The organism is Acinetobacter sp. S54, assembly GCF_016624945.1.
Taxonomy (GTDB): domain Bacteria; phylum Pseudomonadota; class Gammaproteobacteria; order Pseudomonadales; family Moraxellaceae; genus Acinetobacter.
Window position 1 is genome coordinate 409,759 of the sequence record NZ_JACVUI010000002.1, and the last position, 16,463, is coordinate 426,221.

The following is a 16,463-nucleotide window of genomic DNA, read 5'->3' on the forward strand; positions in this document are numbered from 1 at the left end:
TCTTTCACTCAGGAGGAGTAAAAATGGAATTAAAACAACATTATGATATTGCCATTGTGGGTTATGGGCCAACAGGTGTAACACTCGCCAATTTATTAGTAAAACAGGGTTTAAGCGTTTTAGTTTTAGAACGTGAACCACAAATTTTGCAGCTACCGCGTGCTATCCGTTTTGATGCCGAATGTATGCGGGTATTTCAAACGATTGGTATTGCTGAGAAATTGCAAAAAGAACTAGTACCCGGCCCTGGCATGAAATTTGTTGATGCAGAAGGAAATTTACTGATTACTTGGGAAAGGCCCACTCAAAAAGGTATACATCAATGGAGTTCAGCCTATCGAATTCATCAACCTGATTTGGAAGCCACATTACGCGAGCATGTAGAACGTCATCCTTTATTGACGCTTAAACTACGTCATGAAGTTTACAAAATTGACGAACAGCCTGAGCAATGCACATTATTTTTTGAAAACTTAGCCAATGGCACACTACATCAGGCTACAGCGAAGTTCGTAGTAGGTTGTGATGGCGCACGCTCATTAATCCGTCGACTAATTGGAACAACATTTGAAGATTTAAATTTGCATAGCCGTTGGCTGGTTGTAGATTTTATTGTTAAAAATAATAGTAATGATCTAGGTGATTATAGTATCCAATTCTGTGATCCACAACGTCCCATGAGCTATATCAAAGGCACGGGACAAAGATTACGCTGGGAAATTATGGTGATGCCAGAAGATGATGTACAAAAACTAACCCAGACTGAAACCATCTGGCAATTGCTGTCAGCATATATTCAACCTGAAAACGCCGAGATTGAACGAGCTGCTGTCTATACTTTTCATGCTTTACTTGCCAAACAATGGTACAAAGATCGTTTGATTATTGCAGGTGATGCAGCACACCAGACTCCCCCATTTATGGGACAAGGTATGGCAGCCGGAATACGTGATGCCGCTAATTTAGCCTGGAAATTAAAACAAATGGTAAGTGATGATCAGCATAGTGATCTGATCGAAAGCTATCATTCGGAACGCATTTCTCACGTCAAAGAGTTTATTGAAGGTGCAGTTAGTTTTGGAAAAATCATTCAAAATTATTGCGGAGACCACGAATATCAGCAACAAGTTTCCCAATTAAAAAACTTCATTACCCCGACCCCAAAATTAGGTAAAGGATTTATTCAGCAGACAGAAGAAATTAACGGTCAAATTGCACCCCAATTCATTTTAGCTCAACAACAACTCAGTGATGATGTTGCGGGCTATCACTTCTGTTTGTTTGTTCTACCTGAGTTTCAGTCAGAAATTGAAGAACTTGAGCTACATGAGCTTGAACACTTCACTATTATCTATGCAAATTGTCCAGAAATTGTGCAATGGCTTCGTGAAAATCATACACACGCCATTTTAATCCGACCTGATCGTTATATTTTTGGCAAGGCATCTTCCCAACAAAGTATCGAACAACTCATCAAGGCAACACATTTATACGACATGATTACACATTAACTCTTAGGCGATACAAATCGCCTATCCATATCGTGTTCAAAGGAAGAAACTATGGATTCACAACAAATTGGAATTCAGGTCACTGCTGTGCCTGAAAAAAATCAGAAATTAGAAAATACAGTACAAAAAGTAAGACGTAAACTTTTGTATTTTCTATTAATACTGTTCATTTTTTCATTTTTAGATCGTATTAATATTGGTTTTGTCGGCAAACAGCTCAGTGCAGATTTGGGATTGACCGCGCTGAGTTTTGGTTTAGCCAATACTATCTTTTATATCTTTTATATCTGTTTTGGTATTCCAAGTAATTTAATGCTAAAGAAATTTGGCACCAAGTTGTGGATTGGAACCATTATTATTGTGTGGGGTATTGCATCGAGCTGTACCGCATTTGCAACGGATGAAAAATCTCTCTACATCATTCGAGCTATTGTGGGTATTGCTGAGGCAGGTTTTATGCCTGGCATGTTACTGTATTTGACTCAATGGTTTCCTACCTCACACCGCTCTCGTGCTAATGCGATTTTCATGTTGGCAATGCCATTTACTGCGATGTTTGGTGCTGTTATTACCGGTTATATTTTAAACTTGCATGATTGGCATGGCTTTTCTGGTTGGCAATGGGTGTTTTTACTAGAAGGTTTGCCATGTATCATTCTTGGATTTTTAGTCTATGCGAAATTACCCAATACACCTAAAGATGCCAAGTGGTTAGATGAAGAAGAAAAACAGGTACTGATTCAAGCCCTAGAAGAAGAAAAGCTGCAAAATAAAACTATTCTTCAGCAGACTCAACAAAATGCTGCCATGCCTCCTTCAACATGGGCCTTTTTAAATCGCTCAATCGTACGTTGTGCGATAGTTTATTTCTGTATCGTAACCACATGCGGCATGGTCAATATTTGGGTTCCGCAAATTGTTTCAGCTTCGCTACCCAATCTAAGTTCTGTTGCACACGGAATTATTGTGGCAATCCCCCATTTGGTTACCATTATTGCTTTATTTTTTCTGTGCTATCGCTCGGACAAAACTCAGGAAAGATATTGGCATACTTTCTTCCCAATGCTATTTGGTTTCATCGGTTGGCTAATGGCAGCCTATTTACAAGCTCCAGTACTACAAATTATAGGGTTGTGTTTAGCATGTATGGCAGGCTTCAGCACTATGGGAATTTTCTGGGCATTTGCTGATGAAAGTTTATCCAGTGATCACAAGGCCATTGGTATTGCGTTTATTAATGCTTGTGGAAACTCAGCGACTATTGTGAGCTCTTTCTTAATTGGTTTCCTTAAAGATCTTACCCATTCTTTTGCTACAGGCATGGTGTATGGCAGTGTCTTAATGCTTCTAGGCGCAATCATTATGTTGACATTTACCATAAAAAGAGTCCCGCAAAAAGATTTGGTAAAAGGACATATTTAATATGAATAAAATTCATCATTCAGCTTATGAATTACTTCAATCCATTCCAGACGGTGCAACCATTCTTATTGGTGGTTTTGGTACAGCTGGTCAGCCCGCGGAACTGATTGATCATTTAATTGAAACAGGCGCTGAAGATTTAACCATTGTCTGTAACAATGCAGGTAATGGGGATTATGGATTAGCCAAATTACTAAAAGCAGGTCGTGTCAAAAAAATGGTTTGCTCTTTTCCCCGTCAGTCAGACTCATGGGTATTTGATGAATTATATCGTGCAGGAAAAATTGAGCTCGAACTCGTACCACAGGGCAATCTTGCTTGTCGTATTCAGGCCGCGGGCATGGGCTTGGGCGCAGTATTTACGCCTACAGGTTATGGAACGCTACTCGCCGAAGGGAAAGAAACACGCCATATCGATGGCAAAGACTATGTACTTGAGCTTCCTATTAAAGCAGATTTTGCTTTGATTAAAGCGCATAAAGGTGACCGTTGGGGCAATTTGATTTACAACAAATCAGCACGAAATTTTGGCCCAATCATGGCCATGGCTGCCGCAATAACCATCGCCCAAGTTGCTGAGGTTGTTGAGTTAGGAGAGCTTGATCCTGAACATATCGTCACTCCGGGCATTTTTGTTCAGCATGTTGTGCACTGTTGAATACAGCACCTTTAATGAAATGAATGCATTCATTCTTAAGTAAAATTTTTGAATACGTGGAATCAAAATGACCTATCAAAAATTAACACGTGACCAGATTGCTGCACGTGTTGCACAAGATATTCCAGAGGGTTCATATGTGAATCTAGGGATTGGGATACCGACACGCATTGCAAAATATCTTCCTCAAGATAAGGAAATTTTCCTGCATTCTGAAAATGGTTTACTGGCTTTTGGTCCTCCAGCAAAACATGGCGAAGAAGATCCCGATCTAATTAATGCAGGAAAAGAATTTGTCACCATGCTCACTGGTGGTTGTTTTTTTCATCATGGAGATTCTTTCGCCATGATGCGAGGGGGTCATCTTGATATTTGCGTGCTTGGTGCTTTTCAAATCGCGGCCAATGGGGACCTAGCAAATTGGCATACGGGTATTGCCGATGATATTCCAGCAGTGGGCGGTGCAATGGATCTGGCCGTAGGTGCAAAAAAAGTGTTTGTGACTACCGAACACATCACTAAAAATGGTGAAGCCAAAATTGTGAAACAGCTCAGTTATCCGTTGACAGGAAAGCGCTGTGTTGACCGTATTTATACTGATCTTTGTGTCATAGAGGTTGAGGACGAAGGTCTTAAAGTCATTGAAATGATTGAAGGCTTAGATTTTGAAAATTTACAGTCCTTAACCGATGCACCTTTAATCAATATGATCTCAAAGAAGATGTAAATAGTCATCTCAAAAATCTGAATGTTTTGGCCGTTTGAAAGCGGAATTTCAAGGGGCCTGATTCAAAAACTACAATATTTTTCAGGAAGAAAACATGAAACTTAACTCAGTCCTTTTGGGGATAATAGCAACGTCTTGCCTAAATTCTGTAGTGCATGCTGATTTTGTAAAAGATACAACAGCAAATCTATATTTAAAAAATTTCTATTTTGATCGTAATTTTGATGATGCCAATAGCAAGGACTTAAGTAACTGGTCGCAAGCAGCAACACTCACAATAAATTCTGGCTATACAGATACACCGTTACAGCTTGGTTTGGATTTATCTGCCCGTTACGCGTATCGTTTAAGTTCCGCAAAAAATATTGTAGATAATGTCATGCCTTATGATGCATCCAAACAGCAACAGGCACAGGATCAACTTAAACTAGGAGCAACAGCTAAATTTAAATATTCTGATACTGAACTAAAAATAGGTGAAGTGATTCCCAAACTTCCAATTGTACATACGGATGTTGCAATGCAACTACCCACCACTTTTTTGGGAGGTATTTTAGAATCAAAAGACTTCGCAAATACCAAAATTACCGCAGGTCGTTTAACGAAAGTCAGTGGGCGAAATGCTGAAGACTATTATAAGTTCCAATTAACAAATGGTAAAAATAAAGCACAGTCCGATGCATTGGATTTTGTAGGGCTGGATTATGATTTTAATGATCAGCAAATTCGTTATTTCTATGCAAAATTAGAAGATATTTATGACCAACATTTTCTAAGCTATGAATTTCGACATAACTTCAACGCCACTATCCATTTAAAGTCAAACTTTTATCTATTTGACACCAAAGAGTCAGGCGATGCGTTAGAAGGAAAACTTGATAATCAAGTATATGCGACCATTCATATGCTGAATTATGGCAATCATACCTTTGGACTTGGCTATAAATATGTAGGAGGTGACAATGCTTTTCCCCTATTGGCAAACTGGGTTCCTCAAGTTTATTCGGCTAATTGGTCAGTGGGAACATTTATGCAACAAGATGAACGTTCGTGGCAAGTGCGCTATGATTATGATTTCAAAGACACGCCATTGAATGGTTTAAAGAGTATTATCCGCTACTATGATGGCGATCATATTAAAACCAACACTGGCAATAACGGGACAGAAAAAGAGTTTGATCTGATCTTAAATTATGATTTTCAACAGCTTCAATTAAAAGGTTTAGGAATCTCTTGGTTATATGCTGATTATAAAAACTCTGTCTCCAAAGATTACATCGAAAATAGACTAGGACTGTATTACACTTATAAGTTCTAGATTGATATGCAATAGCTACAAATATTAATTTTGAAGCAGCCTAAACGCTTTAGTGTGAGTATCAGTATGCATACTGACACTAAAGCTTGAGTGCGTTTAATAATTTTTTCTTTCACCAATCGCTTTTTGTTTTAGCTCGTACGATTTATAAATTTGCTAAAAATAGACTTACTTTGACTATCTGTAAGCCTATTTGTCATATTGTGATGTTTATAAAAGATCAAAAATATAAAATCTTAGAAACTCCAGACAAATTTCAACCCAACACTTTGTCCCTTTGTGCGATTTTCTACCTGATCTTCAATCAAATATTTTCCTTCCAAAAACCATTGCCTTGAAGGGTGATAAGCAATGGAAGGCCCATAAGCAATAACCTGTGCTTTATTATTTTCAATTTTGACAGAATTCACCGTATCAGCCGTGGTTTGTTTTAAAGCATAGCCCTGCACGCCCACCGTTAACGCTGGAGAAACATGATAGCCAAGATTATAGTCAACGGCCGCATAATTGCCAGAACGATAATGGGTATCCTCATTTTTGGCATTGATACTATAGGAAAACTTAGCCGAAATATCCACATAGGGGTTCATATAGGTATAGGCAAACATCGGCCGTCCCGTATAGTAGTTCTTCCCAATATTAGCTAAATGATTTTTATCATAATTCCCACTCGGTAAAACATTTTCCAGCGCCATACCAAAATGGTGGTTACCCATATGCCATGCTAATAATGGCGCAAATGATGTATCTCCTAAACCTTTATCACGATCAGATAAGCCTGCTGCATTTAAACGCATACTAATCATGGGCTGAATGCCATAAAATCCAAACTGCCCCCCTAGAAAGGTCTTATCCGTCATCCAAACCACTCGTAACACCAGTACATCTACATCTAAATCAAAATTTGGAATGCTCGAATTTCCATGATAATCAACCATTTTATGGGCACTATAATCCTGAAAATAGGTCAACAAATAAACCCCTGCTGGAGGTAAATTACCTGCCATATTTCCTTCTGCACCCAACGCCGCAGAATCCGCAACATTTTCCAGAGCAAAGGTCTGAGCACTTACAACAGACAATATGAAGCCGCACATTACATTTAATGTTGTTTTCAACATGAGATACGTCCTTTTTAGGCATGGCTCAACCCGCAAGATGTCCTATCCTGCTTTTGGGTTGAAGCCATCAATTTTTTGTTTTTAAGAAATTAAGTTTTTACTGAATATTCAATTTTATTCAATAATTAATTCTGCGCCTGTTGCGTCCTGAATTTGCTCTACAGATACATCTGTGGCGAGTTCAACTAATTTAAAACCCTTGGGTGTAATATCAATTACGCCTAAGTCGGTAATAATCCGCTGCACTACTTTTTTACCCGTTAAGGGTAATTGACATTGTTTTAACAGTTTTGGTTGTCCTGATTTAGCGTAATGCTCCATAAGAACAATCACTTTTTTTACCCCAGCGACCAAATCCATTGCACCGCCAATGCCTTTGACTTTTTGACCCGGAACCATCCAGTTGGCCAAGTCTCCTTGTTCTGACACTTCCATTCCACCTAAAATTGCCACATCGATATTGCCACCCCGAATCATGGCAAAAGAGGCAGAACTTTCAAAAAATGAAGCCCCAGGAATTGCGGTCACAGTTTGCTTTCCAGCATTGATGAGATCAACATCTACCGTTTCTTCAGTTGGAAACTCACCCATGCCCAATAAACCATTTTCTGATTGCAACCAGATTTGTGAATCTACTGGAATATAGTTCGCCACCAAAGTGGGTAAACCAATACCCAAGTTGACATAGAAACCATCTTGTAACTCTTGTGCGGCACGTTGCGCCATTTCTAATCTTGACCAACTCATTTTTATGCTCCAGCCTGTTCCTTCAGCTTAATTTGTTCCATACGTTTTACAGGGTTGGGTATATGGATAATTCTTTGTACATAAATACCTGGTAAATGAACGTCATCAGGATCAATCTCACCGATCTCAACTAAGTGTTCCACTTCAACAACAGTTACTTTCCCTGCAACCGCACAGTCTGGATTAAAATTTCGGGCTGTTTTTCTAAACACCAGATTACCCGCCTTGTCCGCCTTATAGGCCTTAATCAAAGCAATATCGACATCAAAGGATTGTTCCAATAAATATTCTTGACCATTAAACTCACGGATTTCTTTATGATCTGCTATAACAGTCCCTACGCCCGTACGAGTATAAAATGCTGGAATACCCGCACCCGCAGCACGTAGCTTTTCTGCTAGAGTACCTTGCGGGGTTAGTTCAACGTTGAGCTCACCAGCAAGTAATTGGCGTTCAAATTCCTGATTATCTCCAATATAAGAAGCAATCATTTTTTTAATCTGCCTAGTTTTTAACAGCATTCCTAATCCATAATCATCCAGTCCAGCATTATTGGAAATACAGGTCAGCCTTTGAACATTACTATCTCGTACTGCACAAATGAGTTGGTCTGGAATACCACATAAGCCAAACCCCCCCACAGCGATGGTTAAATCATCCTGAATCACATCTGCCAATGCTGCTGCTGCATCTTGATATACTTTACTCATGTCATTTCCCTGATTAAGCCGAAACAGCTACATTGTCTATCTGATATTGCTGCATATAGTCTTCAAAATAACTCACTAATTGCTGGACATTTTCAGTCTGTTCGACCGCACCGAAAATATAAAAATCCGGGCGAACTAACATTGCTTGAATGTTGTGTTGCTGCATAAACTCAATCATTACCTGCTGCACATCTTTGGACTGTTCGTCTAACAATGAAATAACTTTCAGTTGATCAGGGTAAAAAATAGATACTGAGGTTGGATCAAGCGTTAATAATGCAAACTTCCCTGCAATTAAATCATCCAGCCGTTTGCGTACTGCGCCGCATTGTAAAATGCTATGCGGAGACAATTTTCCTGCAATTTGCTGCGGGTTAAATTTTGGTTCTTGCGCTAAAATACCGTGTGTTAAATCTGGAAAGTTGGGCGGTGGAGGTACAATTCCATCAAAAAATGCCTGATCTCTTTGTTGGGCTTCGGCAGAATCAGACACGCAAATCACCTTACCCAAAAACATTGATAATTCAATAACATCATTGACATGAGGGCTACGCTCTTCAAAATAGGTACCTAAAATTTCATTGCTGTATTGATGATTTAATACGCCAGAAATTTTCCATGATAAATTTAAGGCATCCCGAAAACCTGCACACATACCTTGTCCCATAAATGGTGGCATGACATGTGCTGCATCACCTGCAATCAGAATTCGATCTTCACACCATTTTTGTGAAATTAAGGATTTAAAATTATATAATTTAAAGCGAATCAGCGTGGCCTGTTCAGGTGTGACCCAGGGTTTTAATAATTCCCAAACTTTTTCTTCATTTTCAAGATCGGCAACTGATTCATAGGGTAAACGCATAAACTCCCATCTTCTTAGGCATTTACCTTCAAATAGTCCCGCTGGTGCAATCGTGGTTGGACGTCCTGGATTACAATATTGTGTGGCTTCAGTTGGAATATTATTAGGAGCATCTTCATTTGGAATAATATCAACCACCAGCCAGTCTGCCTGAAAACCTTTATCAAACCAGTTAGCATCAATCGACTGCCGTACGATACTATTTGCTCCGTCAGCGCCTACTACGAAACGTGCCGAGTAAGTGTCGGTTTGTTCCGTCGCCAGATTTTGGACAACCACTTGAGCCCATTGTGTATTTTGCTCAACGTTTAAAACTTCGTAACCAAGGCGAACATCAACATTCGGATAGTTTTTCAGTTCATCTTCCACTAGTTTTTCAAAGCTTGGCTGATGAATAAAATTTACTTCCGCCCCTCCTGAAATAGATTCACGGGTCCAGTCAAAGGTAATCAGTTCTTTCCAGTCTGCATTGACCCATTTATACAGCTCACCTGGCTGAAGAATGGTTTCTAATTGCTGTTCCAAGCCCAATGTCAGTAGCATGCGTCGCATTTCATGATCAATACAAATCGCACGGGGTAAAGGATAACGCTCTGTCCAACGCTCAAAAATCTGAACCTGATGACCTTTTCTTGCCAGATTTAATGCTAAAACTGCGCTCACAGGTCCAAAACCAACAATAATTACATCTGTTTGTTGAGCTACCATGATTAAATTCCTTTTAATTAAATGGTTTCATAATTGATGATGAAATCTTTTGGAGGGTTAGGCCCCCAAACAAACATCGAATCTTCAACAGGATGATCTGCGGCTGGCCAGTCATGATCATGTGCTACGAAATCTATGTCATGCGAATATTCGGCATAACTACCCCAAGGGTCTCGAACGTAATGAAAATAATTCGAACCTAAAACATGTCTACCCATTCCCCACCCTTGATCATAACCAGCCTGTTCCATTTGCTGCTTTCCCAACCCGATATCATCAATCTGATCCACATTCCAACTTGAATGATGCAAACCACTGCCATTGGATTTGGCAATCGCAAGTAGATGATGATCACTGCCATGTGCACCATGTAAAAATGCCACAATGCCGCGTGACTGATCTGAAATACGCAGGCCTAAGACATTTACATAAAAAGAGACCGTAGCTTCAACATCAGTCGCAAAAATTGAAAGATGCGATAGATAACTCGGATGAACCTGAGTAATTAATTTGCGGTTTGGCGCACGACCAACCAATGACTCAGTTAAGGGATGGATGGCTTGGGATTTAAAATCTGGAGATACCTTATCCGTCACCATGATCTGTAAAGGAAGGCTGTCAGGGCCTTCTATCCAAAATGATTGCTTTGCCTGATCATCCAAAGCAGCAATCATCGGGATATTTTTTGAAATAATGTGCTGTTGTATGGCTTCAAAATCTTCTGCATATATGCCAAAAGATAGCCATTTTAATTGTTTCTTGTCACCATCCTGATAGATTCTCGCCCAACGATGAGCACATCCATATGTATAAAGCTCAAGATAACCTTCGCTTGAATTTTTCACCTCCAAACCAAAAGCGTTGTAAAAATCATAGGCTTGCTGTAGATCAGGAACACTGAACACAAACTCACAAATAGAATGAATCGCAAGCTGGTTTTTTCGTTTTTTATTCATATCATTATCCTAGTGCTGTTTATTTCTTTGATCCGTAAAGAAAACAGAGAGAAGTTTTGGATTACTCAACTACTTGTTTTTGCTGACCCAGTACATCACTTTCCAGAGTGACAACATCACCTTTTTTGAGAAAGCGTGGTGGTTTCATACCGCCACCTACACCCGCTGGTGTTCCTGTAATCACAACATCGCCAGGTAAAAGGGTCATAAATTGACTGACATAGGCAATAATTTCGGCCACTGAAAAAATCATGTCACTGGTATTGGCGGATTGCATGACCTCATCATTGACCTTTAATGAAAATTGAATATTTTGAGGATCAGTTAATTCATCTCTTGTCACCAGCCACGGGCCAATTGGACCAAACGTATCAAAGCTTTTGCCCTTTCCCCATTGTCCATTACGTTTCAATTGCCATTCGCGTTCAGAAACATCATTGGCAAGACAATACCCTGCTACATATTCTAAAGCTTCCGCTTGAGGTACATTTTTGGCGGTCTTGCTAATCACAAAACCAAGTTCTAGCTCCCAATCAGTAGCTAATGAGTTTGGCGGTAAGACCACAGCATCGTAGGGGCCACTAAGAGAAGTGATGGCTTTTAGAAAAACTACAGGTTCGTTTGGTAACTCCATCCCCGCTTCTCGAGCATGTTCACCATAATTCAGCCCAATGGCGACAAACTGACGCACACCCGTGACTGGCATACCTAGACGTTCATCCTTACTTACAATTGGAAATGTTTCTAAATCGAGTTGTTGCAGAGTGGTTAATTTCTCATTGTTTAGCCATTCGGGGCTCCAATCTGGAAGAATCGTTGAAACATCTCGAATGCAACCAGTGCCATCAATTATCCCTGGCTTCTCATTTCCTTGTGTACCAAATCGGACCAGCTTCATGCTTAAATTTCCTTTTTTGTTAATTGACATTTTGTCATTATGACATATCGTCATATTTAATTTAATCATCTTATTTGTCAAGTATTTTTCTAAAATTTAAAGTTAATTTACTTATGTTTATGATTTTTAAAAACTTTTATTTTTATATAAGATACATAGATATTAATTTTTGGCTTTATGCAGGAATTTAGTTAATATATTTATGATTTCAAAGACATAGCTTAAAGCGTTTAAAGAGGCCAAATTGGATCACCGAAGTAGAGTTGGCTTAGAAAAAAAGCAAAAAATGAAAAATCATTTAATGGTTTCTGCACTTGATCTATATTGCCAAGTGCCTGCCGAACAAAATTTGTTGATTGATGATTTCGTCAAACATGCGGGTGTATCTAGAGGTACGTTTTATAATTATTTTACTTCGACGAATGAATTACTTACTGAACTTGCAATACAGATGAGTGACGAGATATTAGATATTATTGAGCCTATTATTTTTCAATTTGATCATCCTCTTGAACGAGTTATGTTAGCCACAAAATTATACTTACGCTCTGCAACACGTTATCCAGTTTGGGGACAGTTAATTACCAGCGTAGGGCCAAGATTTACTCTTCGTGGTAGAAATATTTCACGGTATCTAACTCGAGATTTAAAAAAAGCACACGATCTAGGGTTAGTCATTATTAAGGATTATCGAGTTTCCCGCGATATTTTTCTCGGTTCTGCTTATTACTCATTGGAAACGATTCTAACAGAAGCGGTGGATCAGGATTATTTTAATCTAGTAATAGAAACTCTTTTTATCAATTTAGGCATTGCTCCAGAGGAAGCCCAAAGATTAATGAGTCTACCATTGCCGTCAGAAGTTAACATACAAACTCCCTTTTTTACGGTATTAAAAAATCACCAAATTCGTTAAGTTTTCTAGCGACGGATTAAACACCTCAATCAATAATGCATTAACGATCCAGTGCTACTATTTTTTAATAGATGAAAAAACCGAGCTCATTGCTTCACTCGGTTTTAAAAGAAATTCTGTCATCTATTTTAGAGCATGGTCACGACCTGATGAAACTGGTTTATGAGACTGTAAATACCACGCTATTATTTTGATAATTTGCAGTGATATCTTTTCCATTCAATGTCACTCTTTTAAAGCTTCCTTGAAGTTTTTTGGCTGATAAAACAGTGTATGTTCCTGTTGGTAAATTGGTCTTTGTTATTAGCTGTAATGTTCCATTTAAAGTGACTGTCTTACCAACCTGAATCGCAGGCAATGTATTTAACTGCAAGTTAACATTGAGCGTAGTTCCTGAAAGCTGAGTTAAATTACCAGAAACATTCACTGTCTTGGTGGCATTAATATTAAGTCTGCTGTTTTCATGCATATAAATATCACCTTGGGCAGCGGCATTCTCAGATGATAATTCAAGACTGCCCTGTTTAAGATCAATTCCTCCTGTAAATGCGTTGTTTCCTGCTAATGCCAAGGTTCCTGTACCTAGTTTGGTAAGTTTACCTTCACCTGTAATATCATTATTCCACTGATCATATTGGTTAAAGCCACCTAAATCAGCATCCATCGTTAGATAAACATCTCCATTAAAATTGCCATACCCACCTCCTGCTCTGAATAAATTTAAGCGTCCATATCCCTCGGTATCATCCATAACAGGATAGCCTGAGGCTAATGCCGTTGATTTTAAAACTACACGACGTTGTTCTGCACTCAAATAAGGGAACCGTGTTTCAAGTAAGATTTCAGCACCTTTCGGTACCGTTGCAGTTTTAGTTTTATCGCTAATCTGGTTAAATCCATAGGTCATCCACTGATCAACTTGTTTTTTTAATTTTTCAAGATCAGCGAATCGATCATTGGCATCATAAGGCATTTTGGATAAAGCGTAGAATTCCTCAAAGGTGGAAGTATTGGTTGCTTTCATGAGTTGTGTCTGGGCTTGCGAATATGCTTCTTTTCTTTGTGCTTGCGTCATAGCATTGAGATTTGCAACATCGGCAGCAATAGACTGAAGTCTTCCACCAATCACATCAAGCGCAGAATGCATACCTGCAATAATACGAGAATCCCCCAGATCCATACCTCTGGCTATGATTTCTTGATAGCGTTGTGGAACCAGATAAGCCATAGCAATTGCATTACGACCAGCTTCAGCGGTGTGACCACTAGGGAAACCACCATCTGTTGAGGGAGTGCTGCTTTTTGCTGATTCTAAACTAGGCACAACGATAACATCTGTACTCCAGCGATATGGACGTGCATATTTATAAAAACGTTTTGCAGGTTCAGTTGAAGAGTTATTTCCCATGGCCTGAATAAATTCTACAACTTTACCAAAATTTGTATTTCCTTCAGCTGTAGTCAGTCCTGTATTATTGCCTTTATCATCATATTTCACTTGATTTGCATCACTTGGCACGGAGTTTATTGTAGTAGTTTGCCCAGTTAATGCTCGCCAAGGATCAGTCAATGCTCCCATGCCTGTAGTTACGCTATAACTTTTTCCACGTCTATCATCTAGATAGGCCCTTATAGCATCCTCTTCTGTTCGGTTATGAGTGGTCTGGACAGAGTAATTAATATTGTAATTGAGTACATCAGCATTTTTTTTGCTGCCATCTGTAGAATCGGCAGGTAAACCCGTCCAGTTTGATTGGGTAACGGCAGGAAATCCATCTTGGGCTTGTGCAGAAACGCCTGCATCTACAAATAGGCTTGATGGGGTCCATACATCAAGAAAACCACTTAAAACTCTCACTCCCGCATTTGTTTCGACCGTTGCATAACGTGCATCACCGCGTTGGTTGGTTATCCAGGAATCTACAATTGGTGTTATGTTCAATGCTAATGGAGCAGTATCTTCGTATCCCACGCCCTTTGGAGCTGCTGGAGTTTCCTGATTTGCGCTGATGTCATCATCAGAAGAATGGCTATCATTACACCCCGTAAAAAAAACTGAACATGAAATTAGTGATAATAAAAGTGTATTTATTTTAAAGCTTGACATGATTCGATCCGTTAATAAAAAACGGTATCTTTCATCATCTATGTTTAGCTGTTATTACATAGCCAGAATTAATTTTAAATTGTCTAAACAAATCATGTTAAAAACACGATGAGAGCAACCTGAATTTAAACAATTTTTTTAAATCTCTAAAATTAATTTGGTTAAAGGACGCGAGCTTAGTCAAAGCAATAAAGTTTTTTTATTAATCACTCAAAACGACCATCATGATAAATCATATCGTTCATTCTTCTATCTTTTTCATAGCTTACAATCATTTAGAGAATTAGCCACAGAATATGATAGGTGGAAACACAACTGTATATATTCAAGCGTGTTAGCTTATATATTCTATAGTTTGCTTTTAATGACTCAAATTACAGGGCGATATATGCTATGCGTTCCTTATTCACGCGATAGCATATATTGCGACCTGTTGTTATTTAAGCGCTTATCCTCCCAAATGTCCCGGTACCCAGTTTGTTCCAGCTAAGGGCACACGTGCCATTGCTGCTGCTTCAACAGTCAAAGCAACTAAATCTTCAGGGTCAAGATTATGCAGATGCGATTTACCACAAGCACGCGCCATTGTTTGGGCTTCCAACACCAAGACGCGTAAGTAATTTGCCAAATGGCGCCCCCCCTCAATCGGATCAAGATTTTTTGCCAATTCAGGATTTTGTGTAGTAATCCCTGCCGGATCTTGACCATTTTGCCAATCATCATAATAACCCGCAGCCGAACCGATTTTTTTCAATTCTTCATTGAGGCGTGGGTGGTTATCACCCAGTGCAATAAGCGCAGCTGTACCAATTGCGACTGCATCTGCACCGAGTGCCATTGCTTTGGCAACATCGGCACCGGTACGAATACCTCCAGAAACGATCAACTGTACTTTACGATGCATACCCATTTCTTGGAGTGCCTGAACAGCTTGAGGAATGGCAGGTAAAATTGGAATACCCACATGTTCAATAAACACTTCTTGCGTGGCTGCTGTTCCGCCTTGCATGCCATCCAAAACGATCACATCTGCACCTGCTTTTACAGCCAGTTTGACATCATAATATGGACGACTTGCCCCAATTTTTACGTAAATCGGTTTTTCCCAATCCGTGATTTCGCGAATTTCCGCAATCTTAATAGCTAGATCATCTGGCCCCGTCCAGTCTGGATGACGACACGCAGAGCGTTGATCGACACCTACAGGTAAGGTACGCATACCCGCTACACGTTCAGTCACTTTCATACCAAGTAACATACCGCCACCACCTGGTTTTGCACCTTGTCCCAGAACAATTTCAATGGCATCAGCTTTACGTAAATCATCTGGGTTCATACCATAACGTGATGGCAAATATTGATAAACCAATGTTTCTGAATGGCCCCGTTCCTCTGGCGTCATCCCCCCATCACCCGTTGTGGTGGATGTTCCTACGACAGATGCACCACGACCTAAAGCCTCTTTTGCATTGGCTGATAATGCTCCAAAACTCATACCCGCAATGGTTACAGGAATTTTCAAGTGGATTGGTTTTTTTGCAAAACGGGTCCCTAACACCACATCAGTTCCGCATTTTTCACGATAACCTTCTAATGGGTAGCGTGACATACTTGCACCAAGCAGAAGTAAATCATCGAAGTGCGGAAGATGACGTTTAGTTCCTCCTCCACGAATGTCATAAATTCCTGTGGCAGCAGCACGTTGAATTTCCTGAATCGTTAAACGGTCAAATGTAGCGGATTCACGTAGTACAGGTTCAAATTGTGTAGTTGATTGAGTCATGTTGTATTCTCCGATA

The 16,463-nt window shown here is 39.5% G+C and carries 14 protein-coding genes; 6 read left to right on the forward strand and 8 right to left on the reverse strand.

Annotated features, from left to right (window positions below; all coding sequences use genetic code 11):
- Positions 1-23: 23 nt before the first annotated feature.
- From IAE20_RS04960 to IAE20_RS04980, 5 genes are all read left to right on the forward strand, one after another.
- Positions 24-1,511 carry a bifunctional 3-(3-hydroxy-phenyl)propionate/3-hydroxycinnamic acid hydroxylase gene (locus IAE20_RS04960; protein ID WP_200481347.1) on the forward strand — a complete coding sequence of 496 codons (1,488 nt, stop codon included), beginning with the start codon at positions 24-26 and terminating at the stop codon, positions 1,509-1,511.
- 51 nt (positions 1,512-1,562) lie between these two features.
- Entirely contained in the window at positions 1,563-2,933 is a 1,371-nt protein-coding gene (locus IAE20_RS04965) for an MFS transporter (protein WP_200481348.1), read from the forward strand.
- A gap of 1 nt (position 2,934) precedes the next feature.
- Positions 2,935-3,591, forward strand: coding sequence for a 3-oxoacid CoA-transferase subunit A (locus IAE20_RS04970; protein ID WP_200459718.1), 657 nt, complete (start codon positions 2,935-2,937; stop codon positions 3,589-3,591).
- 67 nt (positions 3,592-3,658) lie between these two features.
- Complete coding sequence (locus IAE20_RS04975; protein ID WP_200481349.1) at positions 3,659-4,318, forward strand: 3-oxoacid CoA-transferase subunit B; 660 nt, start codon at positions 3,659-3,661, stop codon at positions 4,316-4,318.
- Positions 4,319-4,412: 94 nt separating this feature from the next.
- Complete coding sequence (locus IAE20_RS04980; RefSeq protein WP_200459720.1) at positions 4,413-5,636, forward strand: OprD family outer membrane porin; 1,224 nt, start codon at positions 4,413-4,415, stop codon at positions 5,634-5,636.
- 236 nt (positions 5,637-5,872) lie between these two features.
- Here the strand turns inward: IAE20_RS04980 and IAE20_RS04985 are convergent, their stop codons facing one another.
- From IAE20_RS04985 to IAE20_RS05010, 6 genes are all read right to left on the reverse strand, one after another.
- A complete protein-coding gene (locus IAE20_RS04985; protein WP_200481350.1) occupies positions 5,873-6,757 on the reverse strand; it encodes a transporter in 885 nt (294 codons plus the stop codon).
- Positions 6,758-6,871: 114 nt separating this feature from the next.
- A complete protein-coding gene (locus tag IAE20_RS04990; RefSeq protein ID WP_200459722.1) occupies positions 6,872-7,504 on the reverse strand; it encodes a CoA transferase subunit B in 633 nt (210 codons plus the stop codon).
- A 2-nt stretch (positions 7,505-7,506) separates the two neighbouring features.
- A complete protein-coding gene (locus IAE20_RS04995; protein ID WP_200481351.1) occupies positions 7,507-8,214 on the reverse strand; it encodes a CoA transferase subunit A in 708 nt (235 codons plus the stop codon).
- Positions 8,215-8,227: 13 nt separating this feature from the next.
- On the reverse strand, positions 8,228-9,787 hold the full coding sequence (locus IAE20_RS05000; protein WP_200481352.1) for a bifunctional 3-(3-hydroxy-phenyl)propionate/3-hydroxycinnamic acid hydroxylase: 1,560 nt from the start codon (positions 9,785-9,787) through the stop codon (positions 8,228-8,230).
- A 17-nt stretch (positions 9,788-9,804) separates the two neighbouring features.
- Complete coding sequence (locus IAE20_RS05005; protein ID WP_200481353.1) at positions 9,805-10,743, reverse strand: VOC family protein; 939 nt, start codon at positions 10,741-10,743, stop codon at positions 9,805-9,807.
- A gap of 61 nt (positions 10,744-10,804) precedes the next feature.
- Positions 10,805-11,641, reverse strand: a complete 837-nt coding sequence (locus tag IAE20_RS05010) for a fumarylacetoacetate hydrolase family protein (protein WP_200481354.1) — start codon at positions 11,639-11,641, stop codon at positions 10,805-10,807.
- 244 nt (positions 11,642-11,885) lie between these two features.
- On the opposite strand from IAE20_RS05010, the gene IAE20_RS05015 reads away from it, so the two are divergent.
- On the forward strand, positions 11,886-12,557 hold the full coding sequence (locus IAE20_RS05015; protein ID WP_227610757.1) for a TetR/AcrR family transcriptional regulator: 672 nt from the start codon (positions 11,886-11,888) through the stop codon (positions 12,555-12,557).
- Positions 12,558-12,717: 160 nt separating this feature from the next.
- On the opposite strand, the gene IAE20_RS05020 is transcribed toward IAE20_RS05015, so the two are convergent.
- Complete coding sequence (locus tag IAE20_RS05020; protein WP_200481355.1) at positions 12,718-14,664, reverse strand: acid phosphatase; 1,947 nt, start codon at positions 14,662-14,664, stop codon at positions 12,718-12,720.
- A 448-nt stretch (positions 14,665-15,112) separates the two neighbouring features.
- A complete protein-coding gene (locus IAE20_RS05025; protein ID WP_200459728.1) occupies positions 15,113-16,447 on the reverse strand; it encodes an FMN-binding glutamate synthase family protein in 1,335 nt (444 codons plus the stop codon).
- Positions 16,448-16,463: the final 16 nt, after the last annotated feature.

Excerpts from the sequence above, each read along its gene's own strand:
- IAE20_RS04960 (WP_200481347.1), top strand. The coding sequence starts at position 24 with ATGGAATTAAAACAACATTATGATATTGCCATTGTGGGTTATGGGCCA.
- IAE20_RS04965 (WP_200481348.1), top strand. The coding sequence starts at position 1,563 with ATGGATTCACAACAAATTGGAATTCAGGTCACTGCTGTGCCTGAAAAA.
- IAE20_RS04970 (WP_200459718.1), top strand. The coding sequence starts at position 2,935 with ATGAATAAAATTCATCATTCAGCTTATGAATTACTTCAATCCATTCCA.
- IAE20_RS04975 (WP_200481349.1), top strand. The coding sequence starts at position 3,659 with ATGACCTATCAAAAATTAACACGTGACCAGATTGCTGCACGTGTTGCA.
- IAE20_RS04980 (WP_200459720.1), top strand. The coding sequence starts at position 4,413 with ATGAAACTTAACTCAGTCCTTTTGGGGATAATAGCAACGTCTTGCCTA.
- IAE20_RS04985 (WP_200481350.1), bottom strand. The coding sequence starts at position 6,757 with ATGTTGAAAACAACATTAAATGTAATGTGCGGCTTCATATTGTCTGTT.
- IAE20_RS04990 (WP_200459722.1), bottom strand. The coding sequence starts at position 7,504 with ATGAGTTGGTCAAGATTAGAAATGGCGCAACGTGCCGCACAAGAGTTA.
- IAE20_RS04995 (WP_200481351.1), bottom strand. The coding sequence starts at position 8,214 with ATGAGTAAAGTATATCAAGATGCAGCAGCAGCATTGGCAGATGTGATT.
- IAE20_RS05000 (WP_200481352.1), bottom strand. The coding sequence starts at position 9,787 with ATGGTAGCTCAACAAACAGATGTAATTATTGTTGGTTTTGGACCTGTG.
- IAE20_RS05005 (WP_200481353.1), bottom strand. The coding sequence starts at position 10,743 with ATGAATAAAAAACGAAAAAACCAGCTTGCGATTCATTCTATTTGTGAG.
- IAE20_RS05010 (WP_200481354.1), bottom strand. The coding sequence starts at position 11,641 with ATGAAGCTGGTCCGATTTGGTACACAAGGAAATGAGAAGCCAGGGATA.
- IAE20_RS05020 (WP_200481355.1), bottom strand. The coding sequence starts at position 14,664 with ATGTCAAGCTTTAAAATAAATACACTTTTATTATCACTAATTTCATGT.
- IAE20_RS05025 (WP_200459728.1), bottom strand. The coding sequence starts at position 16,447 with ATGACTCAATCAACTACACAATTTGAACCTGTACTACGTGAATCCGCT.